Source organism: Arenibacter algicola, from assembly GCF_000733925.1.
GTDB lineage: Bacteria > Bacteroidota > Bacteroidia > Flavobacteriales > Flavobacteriaceae > Arenibacter > Arenibacter algicola.
Genome location: NZ_JPOO01000001.1, coordinates 300577 through 324535, shown reverse-complemented (window position 1 = coordinate 324535; position 23959 = coordinate 300577). Strand labels below are relative to the sequence as shown.

Annotated in this window: 22 protein-coding genes; 5 read left to right on the top strand and 17 right to left on the bottom strand. The window is 40.4% G+C overall.

Annotated elements, in window-relative coordinates:
- Nucleotides 1-165: 165 nt before the first annotated feature.
- From U735_RS0101375 to U735_RS24845, 4 genes are all read right to left on the bottom strand, one after another.
- On the bottom strand, nt 166-1527 hold the full coding sequence (locus U735_RS0101375) for a GH1 family beta-glucosidase (protein ID WP_031442112.1): 1362 nt from the start codon (nt 1525-1527) through the stop codon (nt 166-168).
- A gap of 14 nt (nt 1528-1541) precedes the next feature.
- Nucleotides 1542-2537: a glycosyltransferase family protein gene (locus tag U735_RS0101370; RefSeq protein WP_031442111.1), complete on the bottom strand. Its 996-nt coding sequence runs from the start codon at nt 2535-2537 to the stop codon at nt 1542-1544.
- A 37-nt stretch (nt 2538-2574) separates the two neighbouring features.
- Nucleotides 2575-3435: a UDP-2,3-diacylglucosamine diphosphatase gene (locus tag U735_RS0101365; RefSeq protein ID WP_031442110.1), complete on the bottom strand. Its 861-nt coding sequence runs from the start codon at nt 3433-3435 to the stop codon at nt 2575-2577.
- Between the two features lie 357 nt (nt 3436-3792).
- Entirely contained in the window at nt 3793-5835 is a 2043-nt protein-coding gene (locus U735_RS24845) for a response regulator (protein WP_051891815.1), read from the bottom strand.
- 454 nt (nt 5836-6289) lie between these two features.
- Between U735_RS24845 and U735_RS0101355 the strand changes: the two genes are divergently transcribed.
- Complete coding sequence (locus U735_RS0101355) at nt 6290-6712, top strand: tellurite resistance TerB family protein (protein ID WP_031442108.1); 423 nt, start codon at nt 6290-6292, stop codon at nt 6710-6712.
- Nucleotides 6713-6759: 47 nt separating this feature from the next.
- Here the strand turns inward: U735_RS0101355 and fbp are convergent, their stop codons facing one another.
- Nucleotides 6760-7767 carry a class 1 fructose-bisphosphatase gene (fbp, locus tag U735_RS0101350; RefSeq protein ID WP_031442107.1) on the bottom strand — a complete coding sequence of 336 codons (1008 nt, stop codon included), beginning with the start codon at nt 7765-7767 and terminating at the stop codon, nt 6760-6762.
- A 113-nt stretch (nt 7768-7880) separates the two neighbouring features.
- Here fbp and U735_RS0101345 point away from each other — a divergent pair, with 113 nt between their 5' ends.
- From U735_RS0101345 to U735_RS0101335, 3 genes are all read left to right on the top strand, one after another.
- Nucleotides 7881-8360, top strand: a complete 480-nt coding sequence (locus U735_RS0101345) for a GNAT family N-acetyltransferase (RefSeq protein WP_031442106.1) — start codon at nt 7881-7883, stop codon at nt 8358-8360.
- Nucleotides 8357-9607 carry an aspartate kinase gene (locus U735_RS0101340; protein WP_031442105.1) on the top strand — a complete coding sequence of 417 codons (1251 nt, stop codon included), beginning with the start codon at nt 8357-8359 and terminating at the stop codon, nt 9605-9607. The genes U735_RS0101345 and U735_RS0101340 overlap by 4 nt, the downstream gene beginning before the upstream one ends.
- 86 nt (nt 9608-9693) lie before the next feature.
- Entirely contained in the window at nt 9694-11517 is a 1824-nt protein-coding gene (locus U735_RS0101335) for a GNAT family N-acyltransferase (RefSeq protein WP_031442104.1), read from the top strand.
- 41 nt (nt 11518-11558) lie between these two features.
- On the opposite strand, the gene U735_RS0101330 is transcribed toward U735_RS0101335, so the two are convergent.
- The 10 genes from U735_RS0101330 to serS all read right to left on the bottom strand — a co-directional run bounded on the left by U735_RS0101330 (nt 11559) and on the right by serS (nt 21165).
- The gene (locus U735_RS0101330) at nt 11559-12050 is read right to left on the bottom strand and encodes a GNAT family N-acetyltransferase (RefSeq protein WP_031442103.1); all 492 of its coding nucleotides are present in this window, start codon (nt 12048-12050) and stop codon (nt 11559-11561) included.
- 130 nt (nt 12051-12180) lie between these two features.
- Nucleotides 12181-12681, bottom strand: a complete 501-nt coding sequence (locus tag U735_RS0101325) for a TM2 domain-containing protein (RefSeq protein ID WP_031442102.1) — start codon at nt 12679-12681, stop codon at nt 12181-12183.
- 53 nt (nt 12682-12734) lie between these two features.
- Nucleotides 12735-13121, bottom strand: a complete 387-nt coding sequence (locus tag U735_RS0101320; protein ID WP_031442101.1) for a VOC family protein — start codon at nt 13119-13121, stop codon at nt 12735-12737.
- 105 nt (nt 13122-13226) lie between these two features.
- Complete coding sequence (locus tag U735_RS0101315) at nt 13227-14165, bottom strand: 2-hydroxyacid dehydrogenase (RefSeq protein WP_031442100.1); 939 nt, start codon at nt 14163-14165, stop codon at nt 13227-13229.
- A gap of 203 nt (nt 14166-14368) precedes the next feature.
- Nucleotides 14369-14974, bottom strand: a complete 606-nt coding sequence (locus U735_RS24345) for a helix-turn-helix domain-containing protein (protein WP_034247948.1) — start codon at nt 14972-14974, stop codon at nt 14369-14371.
- A gap of 208 nt (nt 14975-15182) precedes the next feature.
- A complete protein-coding gene (gene mgtE, locus U735_RS0101305) occupies nt 15183-16535 on the bottom strand; it encodes a magnesium transporter (protein WP_031442098.1) in 1353 nt (450 codons plus the stop codon).
- Nucleotides 16522-17394, bottom strand: a complete 873-nt coding sequence (gene rsmA, locus U735_RS0101300; RefSeq protein WP_031442097.1) for a 16S rRNA (adenine(1518)-N(6)/adenine(1519)-N(6))-dimethyltransferase RsmA — start codon at nt 17392-17394, stop codon at nt 16522-16524. Before rsmA ends, mgtE begins: the two co-directional genes overlap by 14 nt.
- A 16-nt stretch (nt 17395-17410) precedes the next feature.
- Nucleotides 17411-17722 carry a DUF4286 family protein gene (locus tag U735_RS0101295; RefSeq protein ID WP_031442096.1) on the bottom strand — a complete coding sequence of 104 codons (312 nt, stop codon included), beginning with the start codon at nt 17720-17722 and terminating at the stop codon, nt 17411-17413.
- 66 nt (nt 17723-17788) lie between these two features.
- Nucleotides 17789-19573, bottom strand: coding sequence for a tetratricopeptide repeat protein (locus U735_RS0101290; RefSeq protein ID WP_031442095.1), 1785 nt, complete (start codon nt 19571-19573; stop codon nt 17789-17791).
- 320 nt (nt 19574-19893) lie between these two features.
- On the bottom strand, nt 19894-21165 hold the full coding sequence (gene serS, locus U735_RS0101280) for a serine--tRNA ligase (protein ID WP_031442094.1): 1272 nt from the start codon (nt 21163-21165) through the stop codon (nt 19894-19896).
- A gap of 89 nt (nt 21166-21254) precedes the next feature.
- Between serS and U735_RS0101275 the strand changes: the two genes are divergently transcribed.
- A complete protein-coding gene (locus U735_RS0101275) occupies nt 21255-21635 on the top strand; it encodes a VOC family protein (RefSeq protein ID WP_031442093.1) in 381 nt (126 codons plus the stop codon).
- A gap of 25 nt (nt 21636-21660) precedes the next feature.
- Here the strand turns inward: U735_RS0101275 and U735_RS0101270 are convergent, their stop codons facing one another.
- The gene (locus U735_RS0101270; protein WP_031442092.1) at nt 21661-22980 is read right to left on the bottom strand and encodes an HTTM domain-containing protein; all 1320 of its coding nucleotides are present in this window, start codon (nt 22978-22980) and stop codon (nt 21661-21663) included.
- Entirely contained in the window at nt 22981-23907 is a 927-nt protein-coding gene (locus U735_RS0101265; protein WP_031442091.1) for a bifunctional riboflavin kinase/FAD synthetase, read from the bottom strand.
- Nucleotides 23908-23959 lie beyond the last annotated feature (52 nt).

The window sequence follows — 23959 nt, the reverse complement described above, 5'->3', positions numbered from 1 at the left end:
ATTGACTATCTTAAGATAACATGGAAAACAAAAGTAAAACCTAGTTTTACAGTAACCTAATAAAGGATACGTTCTTATAATTTGATTTGAGTTAGCTACTCTAAACCGATGGTCTCATCGGTTTTTTTGTTTTCGGCAATCAGCCCTTGTCTTTGGTCAAAAAATCTACCTAGTGCCCAAAAAACGGCTGAACCATTGTCCCGAAGACTTTACAATTCTTTGCTGGTTTTCAAAATCGATATAAACCAATCCGAATCTAGGGTAATACCCCTCTGCCCATTCAAAATTGTCCGTAAACGTCCACACAAAATAACCGTCTACCTTTAGCCCTTCCCTTTGCGCCTTGTGCACCTGTTTTAAATATGCCTGTAAATAGGAAAGCCTTTCCTCATCATGTACCCCTCCTTGGTAGATTTCATCTGCAAAGGCAGCTCCATTCTCAGTAATCATTATTTTTTTTACTCCCTCGTAGCTGTTAAATCTTTTTATCATTTTAAAAATACTGGGCGGATAGACTTCCCAGTCCATTAGTGTAGCCCTGACCTTGCGCTTACTCGCCTTTACAATTTTAGCCCTGATATAAGGAACAAAATAGGAATGCTTTACTTTTTCGCGGGTATAATTTTGGATCCCCACAAAATCGAAATCAAATTCCGAGTTTTCGGCGTCCCCCGGCATTATATAAGACTGTAGTCGCTTTAAAACCGGGATCGTACCCCATGGGTAACCCATTCCCAAAGAAGGCTCTATAAAGAGGCGGTTAAGCATGGCATCTGCCCTTTCAGCTGCCTTATGATCCCTGCTATTGTTCCTATAAGGTGATATTTGGGAACAGGAAAAGGTAGTGCCAATATTGGCATTGGCTACCAAGTTGCGCAAAATTCTACCTCCTGCAGCCTGACACAATACTGCGTGGTGCACAGAGGGCAAAAAATTTTTTAAGCCTTTTCTACCCGGGGCATGTACCCCAAGAAAATATCCCGCACCCGTAAAAACCATAGGTTCGTTCAATACCATCCAATTCTTTACCCTATCTCCGAAACTATTGGCACAGACCGTAACATATTCCTGGAACCATCCCAGAATTTCACGATTGGTCCAACCCCCTTTTTGCTCCAAAGCTAGGGGCAGATCCCAGTGATATAAAGTCACCCAAGGTGTTATACCACATTCCAGGCAGAAGTTGATAACATCATTATAGAACTGAATTCCTTTTGAGCTTATGGCTCCCGTTCCATTTGGCAGTATCCGTGACCAGGACAAGGAAAATCTGAAGTGGTCAATATTCATTTTCCTCATCAGAAGGATATCCTCCTGAAACTTGTGATAAAATTCACAGGCATCATTGCCGTGCTGATTTTGGTAGGTATTCCCCTTTTTGGAGGTAAAATGGTCCCAGATGGAAGGTCCTTTATCATGTATGTCGTGGGCACCCTCTATCTGATATGCCGCCGTAGATACTCCCCAAATAAAATCTTCACCAAAGTCATTTGCTTGTAAATCAAAATAATCTAAATTTTTCGACATAAAACTAAGATTGATTATCTAAGAACGACCTCTTCCAGCAACTGGTCAATAATCTGTTCTGTGATATCCGGATAGTTTACCTCTATTTTGTTATCAATATCTACCCACTGTCTTAATTTATCCAAATGCTTATTCTTTAGGGATTTGATTACGGGGACCCCCAATTCTTTTAATGCAGCGGAATTGCACTGTTGTTCATACTGTCCCTTCATGGGGATTACCATCAACTTCTTGCCCAGGTACAAAGCCTCGGCAGGAGTTTCAAAACCTGCACCGCACAATACACCCTTGGCCGTGACCATACTGTTCACAAATGCTTCGTTGGTTATTGGCCTAATACTAATATTCTTGCCAAAAAATTCCACTTTATTGTGTTTGGAAAAAACTTCCCACTTTATATTGGCAACCTCTGAGAGGGTTTTCAGTATCCTTCCATCACTATAGGAAGGCAAATACACTGTATAATGATTCCCCTCCTTAGCCTCCGCCATTCTAATATCCTGCCTTATGATAGGGGTATAGATCCTATCCGCATAGGCCCTAAAATGTAGACCAAACTGCTGGGTTGTGGGTGCATAGTTCTTTAGGATAAATTTCCCCATAAGGTCGTTTTTGTCCGGTTTTGGGGAATTGGGGGAAAGCACTGCGGCCTGATGGCTAAAACTTACAGAGGGTTTATTCTTTAATTTACATGCCCAGGCAGAAACGGGCTCAAAATCATTTATGACCAAGTCGTAATTTTCTATCGGAATGCTTTTTATCTCCTTCTGCAATCTAGCGGCATTGGACTTGAGATAGGTCCTCCATAAATTAACATTTCCTTGTTTGCCAAAAATAAAACTAAGTCCCTGAAGCTGATACTTGACCGGATGGGGAATCCGAATATCTGCCTGTATTCCACTAACCAGTATATCCAATTCCAATCCTTTTTTTTGTAGTGCCGGAATAACATCGCGCGCTCTACTTAAATGACCATTGCCAGTTCCCTGGATGGCATATAGTACTTTCATATAATTAATATTTTAGGAGATCAAATGTTCAGGACAATCATTTGTTCTCGGCTGAGGTCAAAAATTGAAATTCCCTCACCAAATTTTGAAAAAGTTGATTTTTGTCCAGAATATCCATTGGCTCCATCACATTTTCATCATCATTGATAACCATAACATCCTCCATATAATGGTATAATTTCCACTCCCCATTATTAAATTCCAAACTAGTTAAATTCTCTATCCAATCCCCGGAATTAAGGTACATAACTGTCCCCTTGGAGGTTGATATTTCCCTCATTTCCGGCTGGTGGATATGCCCACAAACCACATAGTCATATTCATTTTCTATTGCTATATCGGCCGCAATCTGTTCAAAATCATTAATAAACTTAATGGCCGATTTAACGCTGTTTTTTATCTTCTTGGACATGGAAACAGGGCCTTTTCCCATTTTTTTACTGCAATAATTTATGGCACTGTTCAACAAAATTAGCATATCATAACCTGTAGCGCCCAACCTTGCTATCCATTTGGAATGCTGCATGGTAACATCAAAGACGTCCCCATGAAACATCCAAGCCTTGCTGCCATTTATCTCCAAAACCACCTTGTTGACAATACTAAAAGAGCCCAACTTAAAGCCTAGAAATTTCCTTAACATTTCATCATGGTTGCCTGCCACATAGTGCACGGGGATTCCTTCGGCCACCCATTGCATAATGATCTTTACCACCTTCATGTGGGATTTTGGCCAGTACCGCTTGCTAAATTGCCATATATCAATTATATCCCCGTTCAAAACCACTTCCCTGGGTTTTATAGATTTTAGATATTTGACCAATTCCTTGGCATGGCATCCGTAGGTTCCCAAATGCACATCGGATAAAACCACTAGTTCCACAGGTCTTTTTTTCATAAAGCAGTATTTGGTCGGTTTATTATTTGAAACTTGAAAGGAGAGCAAAAGGATCCGGATCCCCGGTTTAAGATTTTGACCATGGTGGTCAATAATGAATTAGAAATAATTTTCATGCGCAGAAAATCAATATAAATTCAAAGATTGCCATTTCGGGCCGATAATAAACCAAATGTGACTTTAAAATTAAGTTATATGATTGTTAACAGACTGTTTTTCAACTTGGCAGAAAGTCTAATTAAACTTTGTAATTATCAACAAAACCAGCTTATTGCCAGCCGTTAAGAAGAGTATAGACCCAGGATTCAAAATTTAGAAATAGGCCTTAGCGAAAAGAAATTAGGGCTTAGAAGCATACTATACCCGAACAAGATATTTGGATAAATTCTGTCTAAGTTTATCAAATGTAATAGGTTTGGTAAAATAATCGTTCATTCCGACCTCTTTGGCACCTTGGATGGTTTCTTTGGTTACATCTGCCGAGAAACCAATAATAACAAGATCTTTTTGGGTTTTCCTTATTTCCTCGGTAGCTTCAAAACCATCCATTTCGGGCATATGGATATCCATGAAGACCAAATCGTATTGGTTTTCGGCCACTGCTTTTACCGCCTCTTTTCCATTGCCTACCCAATAGGTATTAATGCCAAAAGCATCCAAGGTCTTTTTGAGGACTACTACATTAACCTTATTGTCGTCCACGATCAAAACCTTAAAGCCGGTTAAATCTATGCTATCGGAAATAGGCGCATCTACTTCTGGCTGCATCTCGGTAATTGGAAACCTAAGTGAAATCTTAAATTCCGTACCAACATTTTCTGTGCTGTCTACCTCAATATGACCCTCCAGCAGCTCTATTAGCAGATAGGTAATATATAATCCAAGACCACTACCCTCATGTCTTTTGGTTATACCGGAATCTATTTGTGTAAACCTATCAAAAATGGTTTTAAGTTTACTTTTCGGTATTCCGATTCCTGTGTCCCTAATGCCGATAGTGATATTTAAGTCACTATTTTGTATGGTTTCTTCGTACGTAATATCTATTCCTCCCTGGTCCGTAAACTTTAGGGCATTTCTTAAGAGATTGGTGAGTATCTGGCCAAACTTTCCTATATCCGCTATAACATGGGTTTTGGAATCCGAGACGATATCCAAGTTCGCGTAAAGTCCCTTAGCCTCGATACTGGGCCTATAAATACTGATAATATTCTGTAGCTCGTCCGCTGGGGAAAAGATATCTTTTTTAAAGCTTATTTGGCCAGATTCTATTTTATCAATTTCCAGGATATCGTTCACCAGAAGAAGCAATTTTTTGGAAGAAACATCCATCAAAGAAAGATATTCATGTAGGGAACTATCAATTTTAGACTCCTTTAGCACCTCAATAAAGCCCATAATAGCGTTTAAAGGAGTTCTAATTTCATGGCTCATATTGGAGACAAACTCGGTTTTTGCCTTGGAAGCTTTTTCCGCCTTGGTTCTTTCTTCCCTCAAACTTCTATTGGCTACGCGAAGTTTAATATTTAACTCCCTAAAACGTGTGTTCTCATTTCTGGAAGATTGATAAAAATATGTCAACAAACTCATAAGTAGGGATATTAGGATCCCAAACATTAAAATACTGGAAGAAGACTTATTTCTTTCGGCCAAAACGTCCTTATTGCGCGGCATTAAGTAAAAGGTCCATACTTGTTTATCATCCTCGTCCACCTCATAAGACCTAACATAGACCAAATCATCGCTAAAGTCGCTGGGTGAGGGGTCATTGAGTTTGTAAAAAGTAGTTCCCTTATCATCCTTAATTTCAATGGAATAATCATCCATTCCAGCTGACAACATATCAAAAGTGGTCGTAAAATCCATACCAGCGGTTATGGTCCCTTGGAATTTACCCCCAAAAAAAACAGGTACATCGAGTAATATGGAATGACCACCCTGTATTAAAGGTATCCAAGAGGTTAAGTTGGTCGTGGAATCCCGCACATGCCGCAACCACTCGTCACGTCGTGGATGGTTGGATAAGCTTCTGCCTACAATGGCCTCGTTCCCCTTATGCGGCACAATCCTCTGTACCACCAAGGAACTATCGATCCATTCAACGAATTTAAAAGATTGATCTTCTTTTAGGATAAGTCTGGCATCCTCTTCCCAATACTCAAAATAATCACCATTGGTCATCTCTAGCCTCTCCATAAGATTTTCAAGGACAATAATGCTTTTTTGGCCAGAGGACAAAAATCCCTGTGATTGGATTTGCCCATTAACCTCTATATCTTTCTTGAGCAGTTGCCTATTGGATTCCAAAGAGTTCTTCCAAAGCGCAACTACAACAATCATCAATAGGACAAAAGCAGAAAAAGGATATATTATTTCTTTCTTTGGAATCTTAAAGGACATATTAGGGGTGCTCTAAAGCTTAATTAAAACAATTAGTAGTTGATATAGTCAAAGATATCACAATAAATAAAAAACACCTCTTTTTATTCGGCTTATAATAAAGGGGTATTTAAAAATGCCCGAACAAGCTATAAATTATTAATGGAAATTATACAATTACCTACTAAATCCTGTTACTTAGATATTTACAACTATCCGTTGAAAGAAACTATCATTTTACCTTGGTCTTTTGGCCATCTGTTATTACCAAGCTCAAGAATTAAAATACTGATCGGCAAGTTAAATATTCCCGTCCCTTAAATGGACGGGGCAAACCGCACTATTAAACCAAACTTTCCAACTCTTAGCCCCATGGTCGCAACCTTCGGTAACGAAACCACTGTGAAATAATTAAAGAAATTTATAAATAAACTTTTCTAAAAATTTATCTTTGTTGCAAATAAATATTATGAGTATGTCTTATGTTGATTTATATAGTAGTGGTACGCACAGAAGAAATTTAGCGCATTTTGCATCTATTGCTACTTTGGCCGCCATTGACGGCGAAATAAACTCTAAGGAAAGGGAATTATTGGACCGTTTTGCCAATAAGCTTGATATTACGGAGGATGAATATAAAGAAGTTATGAAATCGGATAACAAATATCCTATTAATCCACCTGCCAGTTCTGAAGAGCGTTTGGAAAGGTTATTCGATTTGTTCAGAATTATCTTCGTTGACAATGTAATTGATGAGGAGGAAAGAGCCCTAATCACCAAATACGCCATAGGTTTGGGGTACAGGTCCGAAAGTGCCAATCTGATCATTAAAAGATCTATAGATATTTTTACTGGAAAAATAAGTTTTGAGGACTATTTGTACCTTTTGAAACACTAATATCCGATATCCATATAATTAAGAAAAGGAGCTATTGGCTCCTTTTCCTATTTTGCGGCCTGCATAAACTCCTCTGCCTTTTCTACCATTTTTTTGCTTCCACAGAAGAAGGGCACCCTCATATGCAGTTCGGTAGGTTTAATGTCCAAAATGGGACCAAACCCATTACTGGCCTTCCCTTTGGCCTGTTCGGCAATAAATGCCATTGGATTGCATTCGTAGAGCAAACGCAATTTACCCTCCGCTGCAACACTGCTCTTGGGATATAAATAAATTCCGCCCTTGATCATATTTCTATGGAAATCGGAAACCAGGGAACCAATGTATCTTGAGGTATACGGCCTATCCCCTTCCTCCTTTTGGCAATATTTAATGTAATCCTTTACACCTTGGGGGAAGTGTACATAATTACCCTCGTTTACCGAGTAAATTTTGCCCGTTTCGGGAAACTCCATATTGGGATGGGAAAGATAAAAAGTTCCCAGGGCCGGATTTAAGGTAAATCCGTTCACCCCGTCGCCAGTAGTATACACCAACATGGTCGAAGTTCCATAAACAATATAGCCTGCCGCTATTTGCGCCCTGCCAGGCTGCAAAAAATCTTCTAGGGAAACAGGGGTGCCAATAGGGGTAACCCTTCTGTATATGGAGAAAATGGTCCCTACGGAAACATTCACATCTATATTGGCCGAACCATCCAAGGGATCTATCAATACAATGTATTTGTTTTGGTGTTGGTTATCACTACTATTAATACTGATAAAATCATCTTCTTCCTCGGAGGCTATCCCACAGACAATTTCACGATTAATTAAGGTCTGAATAAATTTTTCGTTGGCCAGAACATCCAATTTTTGTTGGTCCTCCCCCTGAATATTGGTATCCCCTGCCGCCCCAATAATATCTACCAATCCCGCCTTATTTACCTCGTGGTTTACTACTTTTGCCGCCAATCTAATAGCGTTTATAAGTTTGGAAAGTTCTCCGGAGGAATATTGGAAAGAAGATTGGTTTTCAATAATGAATTCTCCCAGGGTCGTATTTTTTCTGTGCATTACAAAAGCTTTGTTTATTTGAGCACAAATATCGGTTAATTTGTGAAACTACAACGTTTTCGTAAAATAATGATTTTTTAAATTTATAACTTTGTGTTTTATTTGTAACAATTATGAAGTACATTATTCGAGATGCCGAAGCCAAGGATATGGCCCAGGTACATAAACTGATCCAGGAATTGGCCGTTTTTGAAAAGGAGGACAATGCCGTAGAGGTTACGGTAGAGGATTTAAAAACGGATGGATTTGGCACGGACAAATTGTTCCATTGCTATGTTGCGGAAACTGATGGGGATGTGGTAGGGATGGCCCTTTTGTACAGTAGGTACTCCACTTGGAAAGGTCCAATTATACACTTGGAAGATCTGATAGTTACCGAAGCAATGAGAGGTAGTGGGCTGGGTGCGGCCTTGTTGGCAAAAGTAGTGGAGCACGGATATCAACTTGGGGTTAAACGTATTAGCTGGGAGGTCTTGGACTGGAATGACCCGGCGATTTCGTTTTACGAAAGTAAAGGCGCCAGAGTTTTGAGGGATTGGAATGTAGTTCATTTGGACGAAAAAGGAATTAAAACATTTTTAAATAAGTTATGAGGGTTTTTAAATTTGGAGGAGCATCGGTAAAAGATGCAAGCAGTGTAAAAAACGTTGTTAGGGTTTTAGAGGAAGTTGGTCATGACAACACCCTTTTGGTAGTATCGGCCATGGGGAAGACGACCAATGCCATGGAAGATGTTGTAAATGCCTATTTTAAGGATAAGTCTTTATTACCGGCAGCAGTGCATGAGGTTATTCAATATCATGACAACATTCTGCACGACTTGTTTCCCAATGACAAGCATCCGGTTTTTGCCAAGGTAAAAACACTTTTTGATGAAGTACAGGGCTTTTTGGTCTGGAACAAATCTCCTAAACATGGATTTGTATATGATCAGGTTGTAGGTTATGGCGAATTGGTTTCTACCACCATTCTCAGCGCCTATTTAAATGAAATTGGAATAGCCAATCAATGGTTGGACGTGCGCTCTTTGATCAAGACCAACGACGATTATCGCGATGCCAAAGTAAATTGGGATAAAACGCAAATAAACGTCAACGAGAAGGTAGATAAGCATAAACTAAATATTACACAGGGCTTTTTAGGAAGTGATGATAACAACTTTACCACTACTTTGGGCCGTGAGGGTTCTGACTACACTGCTGCTATTTTGGCCTATTGCCTAAATGCCGAGGAAGTAACGATTTGGAAAGATGTTCCAGGGGTTTTAAATGCCGATCCAAGATATTTTGAAAAAACAGAATTATTAAACAAAATCTCTTATCGGGAAGCCATTGAACTTGCCTTTTATGGGGCTTCCGTAATTCACCCAAAAACTTTGCAACCATTGCAGAGAAAAGAAATACCCTTACACGTTAAATCCTTTATTAACCCTAAGGACAAAGGAACCACAGTCGGAAAAGGCATTGGGATAGAACCTAAGGTTCCCTGTTTTATCGTAAAAAAGAACCAAGTGCTAATGAAGCTATCCTCCTTGGATTTTTCGTTCATTGTGGAAGATAGTATCAGCGAACTATTTAAATTATTGCACGACCATCAGATGAAAGTAGATCTGATACAAAATTCCGCCATTAGTTTTTCTGTATGTGTCGATAATAAATTTGACAAATTAGAGGAGCTTTTAAACCTGTTAAAAAGTAGGTTCAAGGTGGTGCATCATGAGGGTGTTTCCCTATATACCATTAGGCATTTTGACACCGAAGCTTTAACAAGTCTCCAAAATGGCAAGGAAATCCTGCTTGAACAACGTGGCAAGGAAACAGTACAATTGGTAGTGCAATAGGGCATTGAAATAATTGGTTGGAAAGTATAAATAAGGATAGCTGTAGTGATTTTCCTATCTTAGCGGTTACCAAATTACACTAAGGTATGGGTTTAGTAACCGCAAAGGAGGTAGCGAAGGCTATTAACTTGGATAAATACGGCTTTCTGGGAACGTTTATTGGATGGGTGCTTATGAAAGTAACCAAGATTTCCAGTATCAACCAATTTTACGACCAACACAAGCATTTGGATGGACTGGCCTTTTTGGATGCCATTTTGGACCATTATGAAATAAAATTCGAGATTCCCGAGGAAGATTTTAAACGCCTGCCCAAACAAGGTTGCTATATTACCATTTCCAATCATCCGCTTGGTGGGATAGACGGGGTGCTACTTCTAAAACTACTTTTAAACCATAGATCCGATTTTAAGATAATCGCCAACTTCCTATTGAACAGGATAGAACCCATGTCCCCCTATATACTGCCTGTAAATCCTTTTGAGACACACAAGGATGCCAAAAGCAGTATTTCAGGGTTCAAGAGCGCCATGAAGCATTTGCAGGACGGCCACCCTTTGGGAATTTTTCCAGCGGGGGAAGTTTCTACCTACAGGGACGGAAAATTAATTGTAGACAAACCTTGGGAGGAAGCTGCCCTAAAACTAATACGCCGGGCAGAGGTACCTGTGGTTCCCATCTATTTTCACGCTAAAAACAGTAGGTTGTTTTATCGTTTATCCAAGATAAGCGACGTATTCCGTACAGCCAAACTACCGTCTGAAGTAACCACCCAAAAGAACAGGATTATCAAGGTACGTATTGGGCAACCTATTTCCGTACAAACTCAGAACGAACAGGAAAATTTGGCAGAATTTGCAGACCTTTTAAGGCGCAAGACCTATATGCTTTCCAATGCCTATGAGAAGGAAAGGCTATTGGACCAGATTCCAACAAGTTTAAAAATACCGAAGGCCCCAAGAAAAATAGCCGCAGCCGTGCGCACTGAGGTCATACAGGAGGAGATTGAACGCCTAAGGGAGAAAGACTGCAGACTGTTACAAAGCAAAAATTATGAGGTCTTTTTGGCCAAGGCGACGGATATGCCCTTTATTCTGAATGAAATTGGCAGACAAAGGGAGGTTACATTTAGGGCCATAGGGGAAGGGACCAATAACGCCATTGATCTGGATAAGTTTGATAATTATTACCGCCACCTCTTTCTTTGGGACGACGAGGACAAAGTAATCGTTGGGGCCTACCGTATGGGTATGGGCTCGGAAATATTTGAGGAATACGGAATAGACGGGTTTTACTTACAGGACCTATTTAGATTTGAACCTGAACTATACGGCATGATGTCCCAATCAATAGAAATGGGCAGGGCCTACATCATCAAGGAATATCAGCAAAAACCAATGCCCTTATTTCTTTTATGGAAGGGGATTGTACATACTACCTTACGCTTCCCTGACCACAAATATTTAATTGGAGGGGTAAGTATCAGTAACCAGTTTTCCAACTTTTCAAAGTCCTTGATGATAGAATTTATGAAAAGTAATTATTGGGATCCGTACGTGGCGCAATACATTAGGCCCAAAAAGGAATTTAAGGTGAAGCTTAACGATGCGGACAAAGATTTTATTTTTGATGAAACCGAAGCTGATCTCAACAAATTCGACAGGCTTATTGAAGAAGTGGAGCCAGGAAGTCTAAGACTCCCGGTATTGATCAAAAAATACATTAAACAGAATGCTAAAGTGGTGGCCTTTAATGTGGATCCCTTGTTCAACAACTCGGTAGACGGTTTAATGTATATTAAAATTGCCGACCTCCCTGAAAGCACGGTAAAGCCCGTTATGGAAGAGTTTCAGGCGGAATTGGAACGAAAATTGGCCGAGGGGCAACAGGATGAAGGAAACCCTGCCTAGGGTTTTCTCCCTAAGGCAATCCTAAAAGCGCTAGCATTAGGCTAATCCACGCCCACTACTGTACTTCTTCTTTCAAAGAGAAGATTATCCTTCCAGACATTATCCCGTTTGCCTACGCGCTCCCTTTTGCCTATAAAACGGAACCCCATTTTGAGATGTAATTCCACACTTCCTTCATTTTCCGGAAATATTCCCGATTGCAGGGTCCATAAACCCGCTTTTTCACTTTCAACAATCAACTGCTGCATTAGCATTTTACCCACACCTTGGCCCCTATTGCCCTGTCCTATATAAACACTAACCTCGGCCACCCCTCCATAAACACATCTGCTGGATACAGGGGAAAGTGCTGCCCAGCCCAATATGGTTTCCCCATTAACGGCCACCAATCTTCCTACCGCAAGATGACTTGCATCCCACACCTCAAAGGAAGGGACTACTTTTTCGAAGGTAGCAAAGCCCGTATCCATGCCCTGCTGGTAAATTTCAGCAACTGCAGGCCAATCGCTGTTTTTCATAGTGCGTATCTCCATGAATATACTTTTTGGAACAAACCTAGGTCTTAAAAAGACCCTTGGTTTAGCATTTCAATTTATCGTAATATTACGATTAATATTGATAAAAAGAAAGTCAGACCATAAATAATCTGACTTCAATATATTCTTAGAACCAAGGCTTCTTACCTACCTGATAGGTGTTATAGAAATCCTCATCGCTTTTGGTCAAATATATAATACCTTCTATTAGCCCCACAATGGCAGTAGCCATTACAATAAAACTCCCTATAATTAAACACATAGTTGCATAGCCTATTACGGTTGCTACCAACATAATTATTCCCTCTTTTTGATATCCCAGTATAAACTTATGGACACCTAATTGTCCAAAGACAATGGCTAGGACCCCGGCCAGAATTTTCTTATTATCCCCACCTGCACTTGCCAGACCTTCCTTAAATTCATCAGCGGTTTTTTTGGCCTCCTGACCAAAATCCTTGGCAGCTTCCTTAGTGTCTTCCTTAAATTCCTTGGCAGCCTCTTTGGTATCTTCCGCAAACTCCTTTGCAGATTCCTTGGCATCCTTGGCAAACTCTTTGGCCGATTTTTTGGCACCTTTTGCAGCGTCTTTGGCCTTATCCCCTAAATCTTTATTTTCTTCTGACATGGTAGTGTTTTAGTTGATTAATAATAGTACTAAATGTAATAATTATTTTCTAATCAAAGAAACGCTTTGTCATTGGGCTCCCACAATTCCAGCTTGTTACCATCAGGATCCAATATCCAACCGAATTTACCGTAACTGTATTCCTCTATTTCGCCTACAACAGTAACTCCTTCCAGCCTTAGAACTTTCAGCAATTCCTCCAAATTCTCTACTCGGAAGTTCATCATAAAAGGGGATTTGCTAGGTTTAAAATAATTGGTATCGTCCTTCATGGGGCTCCATTGGGTAGAGCAGTCCTGCCCCTCCTTGTCCTTCCACCAAAATGTACAGCCGTATTGATCCGTATTGAGTCCTAAATGTTTATTGTACCATTGTTTAATTGCATTAGGGTCTTTGGTCTTAAAGAAAAAACCGCCCAATCCTGTAACTCTATTTTTCATGATCTTCTATTTATAAAATCTCAAACTCCGAAGGGAGAGTGTCCAGTACAATAACCAATGGACCCTATGGCTTAAAAGATCAAAATTAGAGGCTTCTGGCCTTGCTTAGCAGAATTTTTCCTTGATCTTGTCCACCACCGTTTGCGCCAATTTTATTTTGCTCTCCACTGTCCATCCCGCAACATGCGGAGTAAGCAGTACATTATTGGCCTTTATCAAATACGTAAAGGCCTCTGGCAATTCTGACCCGCCAAACATATCTTCAAAAGATTTTTTCTCATATTCCAGTACATCCAAACCTGCTCCGAGCACCTTGCCCTCTTTCATTGCCACAACAAGGTCTTCCGTAACCACACATTTCCCTCTTGCGGTATTTATCAACCAAAGGGGATTCTTGAAATCCTTTAGAAAATCGGTATTGATCATATTTATGGTAGAAGGAGTCTGGGGTACATGAAGGCTAACGACTTCGGACCTTTGCTTAAATTCCATTATCCCAACCTGTCTGGCATTCTCATCCCCTACACCACCAACTATGTCGTAGCATATAACTTCCACATCAAAGCCCTTTAATTTTTTGGCAAAGGCCTTACCCATATTTCCATAGCCAATGATGCCTACCGTTTTGCCTTCCAGCTCTATCCCACGGTTTCCTTCCCGGTCCCATTTGCCATTTCTTACCTCCCTGTCCGCCTTGTTCAATCTATTGAAAAGGGACAATAGCATTCCCAGCGCATGTTCCCCAACGGCATTCCTATTCCCCTCTGGGGCAGCAGCTAAAAAGATTCCCAGTCGCTTGGCATGATCGGTATCTATGTTTTCCAGACCTGCACCCAAGCGGCCAATAAACTTAAGGTTGACCGCCTTATCCAAAAAGGCCTCATCAATAGTGAACCTACTTCTGATGATAACACCATCATAATTGGCTATTTTCTTTTCAATTTCCTCCTTGGAGGAGGTATAATCTTCATCATTTTGAAATCCCAGGGCATTGAATTGCTCAATGATCAAGGGATGGTTAACATCTAAATGGAGAACTTTCATAACTAAATATTGAACAGCAAAGATACAAGACCCTTGGACTACTGGAAACAAGAAACTGGACTATTTTAAGATTTAAATATAGGGACAATCTATAAATCACATCTTTTTGTTCTCAAAAACATTAATTAGAAATTAGTCATTTAGACAAAGTGAAGCATGAGAGTAAAGGAGCAAGGTAAAAGGCCATGCCTTCAACAACTTCATCATTTTCTTACGAAATTAATTTTTGGGAAATACCTAACCTGCTTATTCCTATCAATTAAAACCGTATTAAAAATTACGAATACGAGATTAAACAAATACATAAAAATTAGAAAGAACATATTGAACCTCACACTGGAAAGTATGCTACTTGCGGAAACAACTCCATTTGTTTCCCAATAATAAGCCATGTAAACAGCATTTAACAGAAACCCAAGAAAAAGCAATACTGTCCAAGTAATTTCAAAATTGATAACATCCCTGCCTATCTTGTTAAGGTCCTTTAATTTGTCCTTTTTGGAAATCCACATTATTAGTGGCACCAATATTCCAAGTATGGGAAAGAACAGGAATGTAAGTGCGGACAAATTAAGGGCTTTCAAAAATCCCTTGTCTTCCATAATGGTCCAATCCACTAGCTCATTTGGCGTAACATTTAGTACCTTGGCAATTCTTTTAAGGGTGTCACCGGTCGGTTGGGTTTCTCCAGTCTCAATGCGCTGAATTGTTCTTAAACTTAATCCTGAATTTTCAGTCAGTTCCTCTTGGGACAAGCCATTTCTCTTTCTTAATTCCTTTACCCTTTTTGCTAAATTTCCATTTTTCATTCTTGGTGTTTTAATAATTTAAAACAAAACTAAATCGGATCAGGTTTTGTGCTAACGTCATCTTTGCGCCAACTTTACGTCATCTGTGCCAATTGGTTGGTAACCGGGAAACAGGCTTCATAAATTAAACAAAGATCTTGCACTAGGGATTGCAGCTGGCTACCATGTAGCGCGGAAAGCCCGCCGCCGCCAAAGAAGGCGGAGTGCCCTAAATACCCAAAATAACCTTGGCGATTGAAAAATAGATCAAAATCCCGAAAATATCGTTGCTTGTGGTAATAAACGGTCCCGTGGCTATGGCGGGGTCTATGCCCCTTTTGTGCAGAAACAGCGGAATAAAAGTTCCTATAATCCCTGCTACCACGGTTACGGTAATCAAAGAAATGGAAATGGCCAGGGAGGTAAGAAAACTTCCTTTCCAAAGCCAGGTAAAAAATAACAGTATGGACGCCAAAACGGTTCCATTGAGCAGGGCCAACAACATTTCCTTGATAAGTCGGCCAGTGATACTCCCTTTAAGATCGTCATTGGCCAATCCCTGCACCATTATGGCACTGGATTGCACCCCTACGTTCCCGGCCATCGCAGCTATTAACGGGGTAAAGAAAAACAGCACTCCATAATCGCTCATCAGGGTCTCGAAGCCGCCCATGATGGCCGCAGCCCCTACGCCTCCCAATAGGCCCAGAAACAACCAGGGCAATCTGGCACGGGTAAGGTCCCAAATACTATCATCTGCCTCCACATCTTGGGAAATACCTGCTGCCAATTGATAATCCTTCTCCGCCTCTTCCCTAATAACGTCCACAATATCGTCTATGGTAATACGGCCCACCAGCCTGCCAATTTCGTCGACCACGGGAATGGCTTCCAAATCGTATTTGGACATAATCTTGGCTACTTCCTCTGGTTTTTCATTTACATTAACGGCATCTACCTTGGGGATATATACTTCACTGATATGGGTCTTGGTAGAGGTAGTAAGCAAATCCTTGAGGGAAAGTCGCCCCTTAAGTTTGCCTTCATCATCTACCACATAAATGGAGTGCACCCTAGTTACGTTTTCCGCCTGTGCCCTCATTTCCTTTACGCAGGTAAGGACGTTCCAATTCTCATTGACCTTTACCAACTCCTTGGCCATAAGTCCACCCGCCGAATTTTCATCATAGCGCAACAGGTCCACAATATGTTTGGCATGCTCCCTGTCCTCCAATTCGGAAATTACCTCTTGGACCATATTTTTGGGCAGTTCCCCTATGATATCTGCGGCATCATCGGTATCCAACTCGTCCAATTCCCCGGCAATTTCCTTGGCGGAAAGATTGGCAAGGATGGCCTCCCTGACATCAACATCCAACTCCGTAAGGGTTTCCGATGTTTTTTCACTATCCAGAAGTTTAATTAGATAGGTGGCATGGTCCTCGTCCAATTCGTTGATAATCTCTGCCACATCCGCATAATGCACCTCGGCCAACAATGCGGACAATTGCCCGTCCTGCTGGTTGTCTATTAGCTGTTCTATTTCAGCTAAATATTCCTCGGTGAGTTTAAATGGTATCATTTGCTATCTTCTGTGTCAACGAAATAAAGTCCTCAACGCTCAGTTGCTCCGGACGCAGGCCAAATATAGCATCTTCTTTGAGAACATCGGAAAGATTGAATGTTTTTAAACTGTTACGAATGGTCTTTCTGCGCTGGTTAAATGCTGCCTTGACCACCTGCTTGAAGAGTCTTTCATCCACGTCCAACTGAAAAATTTCCTTTCTGGTAAGTCGCAACACTCCGGACTGCACTTTGGGAGGTGGATCGAAAACTTGGGGCGAAACCGTAAATAAATATTCGGCCTCGTAAAATGCCTGTACCAAAACGGAAAGTATCCCATAGGCCTTGCTCCCTTCCTTTTCACAAATCCTTTCGGCCACCTCTTTTTGGAACATCCCGGTGAATTCAGGAATCTGATCCTTAAATTCCAGCATCTTAAAGACGATCTGGGTGGAAATATTATAGGGAAAATTGCCAGTAATAGCGAACTGCTCTTCCCCAAAAAGGGTCCATAGGTCATACTTTAAAAAATCGGCCTCCAAAACCTTAAACTCGCCCTTGCGCTGCATTAGACTATTGTGCTCCAAAGGAAAGCTGTGGTTAAGGTAAATTATAGATTCCTCATCCAGATCCATTGCCACCAAATCGATATCCTTTTCCAATAAATATTTGGTGAGCACCCCGGTACCGGGCCCAATTTCTATAACATTGCGATATCCGTTCAATTTTAGCGTTTCCCCAATTTTTTTGGCGACGGCCTCATCTTTCAAAAAATGTTGCCCTAAATGTTTTTTTGCTTTCACCGGACTTTCCTCCTGCCAGGGTCTATTGAACTTTTCCTTTTTGGAATGAAAGGATTTTTTTCCTTTTTTGCTCATGGCGCTGCGTATTTAATTAATGTTCGCTAATGATCGCCAACTCTGTCCTAAAGGCAACAAACTTGCCCGCAAAGAGTTCCATCACTTTTTTACGCAGTCTTTCTGCATCTTCGGCGTAATATTTTTGAAGGGTTTCTTTGGAATCGGTGGTATATTGAATGGAATAGGTAATTCCTCCCATCTCCTCCTCCACCAAAACTTGGGACATTAGAGCCTTGGTAAACTTTCCTGTTTCCAACATCTCGGGGATATGTACCTCCTTCATCCAGGACAGCCACTGTCCCTGAATCGATTCTTCAATATTCATGGTAACATTGTAAATATACATGCTTCGTCATTGCATTCCCAAACGGGAATATTTATATTCGTTTTTGGATGGACCAAGGCATTGACATTAATTAATACTGTCTCCCCGCAACATCCTGAAATTCCTTCTTGCCAGTGGAAAAAAGTAACTATCCTGATAGTTATAGATAATTTTCTCGTAATGCGCCTTGGCCTTTTCAGGCTGCTCCAGGATGTTGCGATACAATTCCGCCAGGGCAAAATTGGCATCATCGGCCAAAATATCGTTGGCATAGAATTCCACTATTTTAAGGTAGTTAAATTCCGCCTTTTCATAATCCTTTAATTCGATTAAAATTTGTGCCTGTTTTAAAAGTGCCTCATCCTCAATTTTTTCCCCTTTATGATTTTGGAGGATATCCTCCAATAGTTCTACAGCATCTTTCTTTTTATTTTGATAGGCCAAAAAATCGGCACGGGCGTACTTCTTTAAAGCTGTTTGGGTAGAATCTTCCAATGAGTTATCGGATATCAATAGGCTTAATTGCATAGCGTCATTGGCAATCAATTGCGAGGTAGACCCCCTAAGTATCTTCAATTGCGTTAATGCCCAATCGAAATCCCCTTTGTAAAAACTAGTTTGCGCCACCTTAAAACGGGCATCCTGACCAAGGACATCATTTTTTAAATCCTTCTGGATCTGCGAAAAATAGATCAAGGCCTGATTAAACTGCCGGTCATAGACCAAAATATCCCCCAAAGTACTTTTAATATAGGATTTACTATAATTATTTAGGGGCAGCTCCAAACATTGACGTAATATCCCAATGGCAGGCTCGGGGTTATTCTTATTGAACGTTAAAAATTTGGCGTAGGCTATCTGTAGCTGCAAGGTCTCCATTTCATAACCATACACGCCCAATAAATCATCAAATTTCTTTTGGACCTTGTCCCAAACCTTATCATCGGCTTCCAATAGATCCAATTCTATAAGATTTAGCTGGGCGTCTAGCGCCACTACGGCATCGGTACTATTTTCGGATATATAAACAAACACCTCTTTTGCCGTATCTACATCCTGTTCCTCCATCGCCATTTTTCCCAATCCCTGCAAACGTTGCAAAGAGGTCTCTCCACCCCTTTTGTAAATGGCCTTTTCCTGGTTAAAGGCACTCTTGAATTGTTTTTGTTGAACAAAAAGCCAACTCAACAATTCGTTCCATAGTATATCCGGGCTTCTTTGTGCATTCTGAAGCAATACCTTTTTGAATTTAATGTTATTTGGATTCTCGGCCTCCGAACTAATAAAATCGTTAATATTACGAAGCACATTTGCCTGTGAGGCCTTGCCTTCACTTATTAATTTTAAATAGGATTCGTACATCTGCTCTATGTTCCCCTGCTCCCCGTAGATCCTTGCTTTCTGAAAATTATAATCCAATTTCGGATTAAGCTCCATTGCCATGGAGTACGCCTTTATGGCATAATCCAATAAAGCATATTTCTGAAACCTATATCCCAGACCATAACCAAAATTAGGGTTCTCGTTTATTTTTTGAAGCGCTGCATTGTAATACTCGGTCGCCTTTTCCGGTTGGTCCTGCAAGGTGTAATTGTACCCCAGCTCTATGAGCATGGTAGGGTAAATATTTTGCCCGTTCACCGCTTTCAGTAAAAATTCTTCGGCCTTATCATACTGTTCCAATTGCTGGTAGCAGGCTACCAAGCCTTCGCCATAATCTGTCCGCAAAGGGTTTTTGGCAACCAACTTTTCATAGAATACCACGGCCTTATCAAAAGCACCATCCTCAAAATACTGTTTCGCCAAAAATTCTTCCTGGGAAACCAGTAGTTGGGAACAAGAAAATATAAGTATGGAAATAAGTAGTCGCAAAGATTCTTTTTTTCAAAGATACGCAGAATGTACAAAGTGGGTGTTAAGGCCAATATAAAGAATTATATGTGGGCACAACTTTAAATTCCAAAAGATTTTCCTCAATTTTTGACCCCGACCATAAAGGGGGAAATCGAGGAAAATCAGGCTACCTTTAGTCCCGATAGATATCGGGAGGGTAAAACGGATTTTCCGAAAAACCTTACTAGGACAATTTTTGCCATGTACCCAACCTTTTAACAATATTTCTTGGGATAAAACATGACCCCCTTCACAGGTAGTCATAGCAGTTTTTAATGTTTCCGGTCCGTCGGCCAGCCTTAGTCTATCTTATCAAAACCGGTATACGGGATAAGAACTTCAGGAATTTGGATTCCATCCTCTGTCTGATAATTTTCCAATATTCCGGCCAATACCCTGGGCAAGGCCAAGGAGCTGCCATTTAAAGTGTGTGCCAATTGACTTTTTCCATTTTCGTCCTTATAGCGCAGTTTTAATCGGTTTGCCTGAAAGGTTTCAAAATTGGAGACCGAACTAATTTCCAACCAGCGATCCTGAGCCGTTGAAAAGACCTCAAAATCATAGGTAAGGGCAGCAGTAAAGCCCAGATCACCTCCACAAAGTCGTAAGATTCTATAAGGCAATTTTAGTTCCCTAAGTATGTTTTTAACATGCTCTACCATAGCATCCAAGGCTTCATATGATTTAGCGGGATGTTCCACACGTACTATTTCTACCTTGTCAAATTGGTGCAAGCGGTTAAGTCCACGTACATGGGCGCCGTAACTCCCGGCTTCCCTCCTAAAACAAGGCGTATATGCCGTATGGGTAATAGGGAAATCAGATTCGTTTAGAATAACATCCCTAAAAATATTGGTTACCGGCACCTCGGCCGTAGGGATTAGATAAAGATCGTCCTCACCTACGTGATACATCTGTCCCTCCTTATCGGGCAACTGGCCCGTGCCATAACCTGAAGCCTCATTTACCAAATGTGGCACTTGAATTTCATTATAACCAGCGGCTGAATTTTTATCTAAAAAGTAGGAAATAAGGGCTCTTTGCAATCGAGCACCTTTACCCTTGTACACCGGAAATCCTGCGCCAGCTATCTTAACTCCCAGTTCAAAATCTATTATATCATATTTCTTGGCCAATTCCCAATGGGGAAGTGCACCCTCTTTTAAGGTAGGGATGTCCCCTTCCCTATATACCTCTTCATTATCCTCCTCAGTGCTACCCGCTGGAACCGATTCATGCGGAACATTTGGAATTTGGTACAGTAAATTTTGAAGATCGGTTGCGGTTACTGTCAAGGCCTCGTTCAATTCCTTGGACTCCTCCTTCAAACTACCGGTTCTTTCCTTTAAAACGTTGGCTTCCGCCGCCTTACCGCTTTTATAAAGAATGCCGATTTCCTTTGAAATACTATTGGATTCGGCAAGTGTATTGTCTAGGCGTGTCTGTAGGGCTCGTCGTTTTTCATCCAATTGAAGTACGTTCTCAATTAGTGGAAAGGCGTCAATATTACGCTTTTTTAAAGCCTCAACAATTTGTTCCTTATCCTCACGGATAGCCTGTAACTGCAACATTTTTTTTGATTTTTATCGTGCAAATTTAACCTAATCTTCGGATTTTCGGCATAAATTTAGCCTAGATATAATTAGCAAAATTAAATTTCATGGTTTTTGAACACATTGCGTTGAACGTAAAAAACATCAAGGATATTAAGGATTGGTATGTTGCCAATTTGGGGCTGAAGGTAGTAAGCGAGCAAAAGGAAGCTCCCTTCATGACTTTTTTTTCAGATTCATCCGGACGTGTAATTTTGGAACTATATCATAGACCGGACGAAGAAATTACAGATTTTAAAACAAAACATCCACTTACTTTTCACATGGCATTTGTTTCCAAAAATGCTGAAAAAGATAAGATTAGGTTATTGGATAAAGGAGCCAGTTTTGTTGAGGAAATAACAAAGGAAGACGGCAGCCATTTGGTAATGCTCCGAGACCCATGGGGCATGCCGCTACAACTCTGCCATAGGGCCACACCCTTTTAGAAAACCCTAGGGCATTCTTATTACTCTAATTTTTGGACGGGGAAGGCAAGATCCAATCATTATGCCCAAAATAGTTCCAGGACACATTGCCAAGGTCTATTTTTGGGTCAATAAATTCTTGGTATGGCTTTCCATTTATGCTAACCCTTGAATTTACAAAAACCGAGATATCCTCTCCCTTTTCAGTGTATTCCCGCCTTAAGCGTTGTGCAAACTGCCACATAAAATCCGGATAGGACTTAATTTTACTTTTCTGTCCCCTTGATAAATAATCGTCCAAATTTACCAGATACGAATTCCCGTTGGTATGGTTCACTATTTTAAATGTTGTAATTCCGGTCCTACTACGCAACATCATTCTCCAACTCATCCTATGGCCCTCCTCTGTCCATAACACATCGTCTTTTATAAAATAATGACGGATAGGCAAGACCAATTGGATCAAAAAATAAAGGGACAAAATTCCCAAAACCAATTCTCTTTGGGGAGGTACAGTAAGAACGTTCTCCAAATAAGGTTCCTTCTTTTTAAAAAACAATTTCCGGATGGTTTCAGGTTCAAAAAAAAATACCGTAAAAGCTAGGGCCAAATAGGGAAAGATGCCTATTTGAAAAACAATTGAATTAAACAAATGAAAGAACAGGGAAGCCACAAAGGCCCATTTTCTAGTAGGCTTCCACAAGAGGGCAGGTACAATAAGCAAATCGAACAGGATACCAGAAATACCAACTACCCTATGGACCAAAGGTTCTTGAAGCAGTCCACCAATGATAGGATAGGACTTTTTATTTTTAAAAAGAATCTCTATAATACTGAAATCCAACCAATCCCCGTACAACTTGGCCACAGAGGCATAGGTATAGACAATGAACAACTGCAAAACAATTGCCCATTTTAAATAGGCGGACATATGATTGGTCCTTATGGAAGGGTTTCTCCTGGCATCCAGCGAATAATCCCGGTTAGCAGGCATAAAAGCCATTATCAGGGCAATCAATATCAGTAGGTAATAATGATTGTTGTACGCTGTTTTTTGCATAAGGTAAACAGCGGTCCAAAGCAGGGTAAAGGCCCCGGCGCTAAATCGGTATCTATATCCCAAGGCAATAAAAATCCCTAAGGTGCCCATTACAATAAAATACAGATACATACCTATTCCGGGCAATGGCTGCAACCAGTCCAAACCAATAAAATTAAAGGTAAACTCAGGGTCTATCAGATTTTTTTTGACCCAACCTGTGGCGATGGCCCCATAACATTCAAGGCTTACAAGAATGCCAAAAAATATCCTGAAAATTAGGAGCGGACTATTATCGATTTGCTTAAAAAGAAACCGATCCAACATTTACTTGGAGATTATGGAAAGGGAAGTCTCCCTATCTTTTGTCAATTGCGCCTGGAGACCTTCTAGGGAATTGAACTTTTTTTCATCCCTTATACGATCAATAATATCGATCTGAATTTTTTTTCCGTAAAGATCCTGATCAAAATCGAAGAAATTAATTTCGATACTTTTTGTCTTGCCCTCCACGGTAGGATTGAAACCTATATTCATCATTCCAAATACAGTCTTGCCATCCAATACACTGCTCACCACATAGACCCCGTTCTTGGGTATTAGCTTGTATTCTTCGGGAATGGATAAATTGGCAGTAGGAAAGTTTAATTTTCTACCTATTCCCTTTCCTTTTACAATACTCCCTGTTAGCATATAATTATATCCCAAATACATATTGGCCGTTTTCATGTCCCCCTCTTCCAAGGCTTTCCTGATTTTTGTGGAACTTACGGAAACATCATCCACTTCTTGGGCCGATATTTCCTCCACCTCAAAATCCAAGGCGTTCCCGAAAGCTACTAAATCGTTTATATTGGCATTTCTATTCCTGCCAAACCTATGATCGTAACCAATAATGATTTTTTTGGTCTTTAAATCGTTCACCAAAATATCCCTAACGAACTGTGTTGCGGACAAGCGTGAAAATTCTTTGGTAAACGGGTGTACAATTAAATAATCGATCCCCAATTCCTCCAAAATTTTGATTTTTTCATCAATGGTATTCAAAAGCTTGATAGAGACATCTTTTTGAAGCACCATTCTAGGGTGGGGGAAAAAAGTGAGTACCGTTGATTTCAACTCCAGCACTTTGGCATTATTTATGAGACGTTCCAATATTTTACGATGACCGATATGCACCCCATCAAAAGTGCCAATGGTAATGGCAGTAGGGTACGCTTTATCGTAATTGGAGATGCTTTGAACTGTTATCACAAATTCGAATAATAAAAAAACTTATCTTTGAGTTTGTACAAAAACCCGCTTG

Coding starts and splice junctions, on each gene's coding strand:
- U735_RS0101375 (WP_031442112.1), bottom strand. CDS start 1,527: ATGTCGAAAAATTTAGATTATTTTGATTTACAAGCAAATGACTTTGGT.
- U735_RS0101370 (WP_031442111.1), bottom strand. CDS start 2,537: ATGAAAGTACTATATGCCATCCAGGGAACTGGCAATGGTCATTTAAGT.
- U735_RS0101365 (WP_031442110.1), bottom strand. CDS start 3,435: ATGAAAAAAAGACCTGTGGAACTAGTGGTTTTATCCGATGTGCATTTG.
- U735_RS24845 (WP_051891815.1), bottom strand. CDS start 5,835: ATGTCCTTTAAGATTCCAAAGAAAGAAATAATATATCCTTTTTCTGCT.
- U735_RS0101355 (WP_031442108.1), top strand. CDS start 6,290: ATGTCTTATGTTGATTTATATAGTAGTGGTACGCACAGAAGAAATTTA.
- fbp (WP_031442107.1), bottom strand. CDS start 7,767: ATGCACAGAAAAAATACGACCCTGGGAGAATTCATTATTGAAAACCAA.
- U735_RS0101345 (WP_031442106.1), top strand. CDS start 7,881: ATGAAGTACATTATTCGAGATGCCGAAGCCAAGGATATGGCCCAGGTA.
- U735_RS0101340 (WP_031442105.1), top strand. CDS start 8,357: ATGAGGGTTTTTAAATTTGGAGGAGCATCGGTAAAAGATGCAAGCAGT.
- U735_RS0101335 (WP_031442104.1), top strand. CDS start 9,694: ATGGGTTTAGTAACCGCAAAGGAGGTAGCGAAGGCTATTAACTTGGAT.
- U735_RS0101330 (WP_031442103.1), bottom strand. CDS start 12,050: ATGGAGATACGCACTATGAAAAACAGCGATTGGCCTGCAGTTGCTGAA.
- U735_RS0101325 (WP_031442102.1), bottom strand. CDS start 12,681: ATGTCAGAAGAAAATAAAGATTTAGGGGATAAGGCCAAAGACGCTGCA.
- U735_RS0101320 (WP_031442101.1), bottom strand. CDS start 13,121: ATGAAAAATAGAGTTACAGGATTGGGCGGTTTTTTCTTTAAGACCAAA.
- U735_RS0101315 (WP_031442100.1), bottom strand. CDS start 14,165: ATGAAAGTTCTCCATTTAGATGTTAACCATCCCTTGATCATTGAGCAA.
- U735_RS24345 (WP_034247948.1), bottom strand. CDS start 14,974: ATGAAAAATGGAAATTTAGCAAAAAGGGTAAAGGAATTAAGAAAGAGA.
- mgtE (WP_031442098.1), bottom strand. CDS start 16,535: ATGATACCATTTAAACTCACCGAGGAATATTTAGCTGAAATAGAACAG.
- rsmA (WP_031442097.1), bottom strand. CDS start 17,394: ATGAGCAAAAAAGGAAAAAAATCCTTTCATTCCAAAAAGGAAAAGTTC.
- U735_RS0101295 (WP_031442096.1), bottom strand. CDS start 17,722: ATGTATATTTACAATGTTACCATGAATATTGAAGAATCGATTCAGGGA.
- serS (WP_031442094.1), bottom strand. CDS start 21,165: ATGTTGCAGTTACAGGCTATCCGTGAGGATAAGGAACAAATTGTTGAG.
- U735_RS0101275 (WP_031442093.1), top strand. CDS start 21,255: ATGGTTTTTGAACACATTGCGTTGAACGTAAAAAACATCAAGGATATT.
- U735_RS0101270 (WP_031442092.1), bottom strand. CDS start 22,980: ATGTTGGATCGGTTTCTTTTTAAGCAAATCGATAATAGTCCGCTCCTA.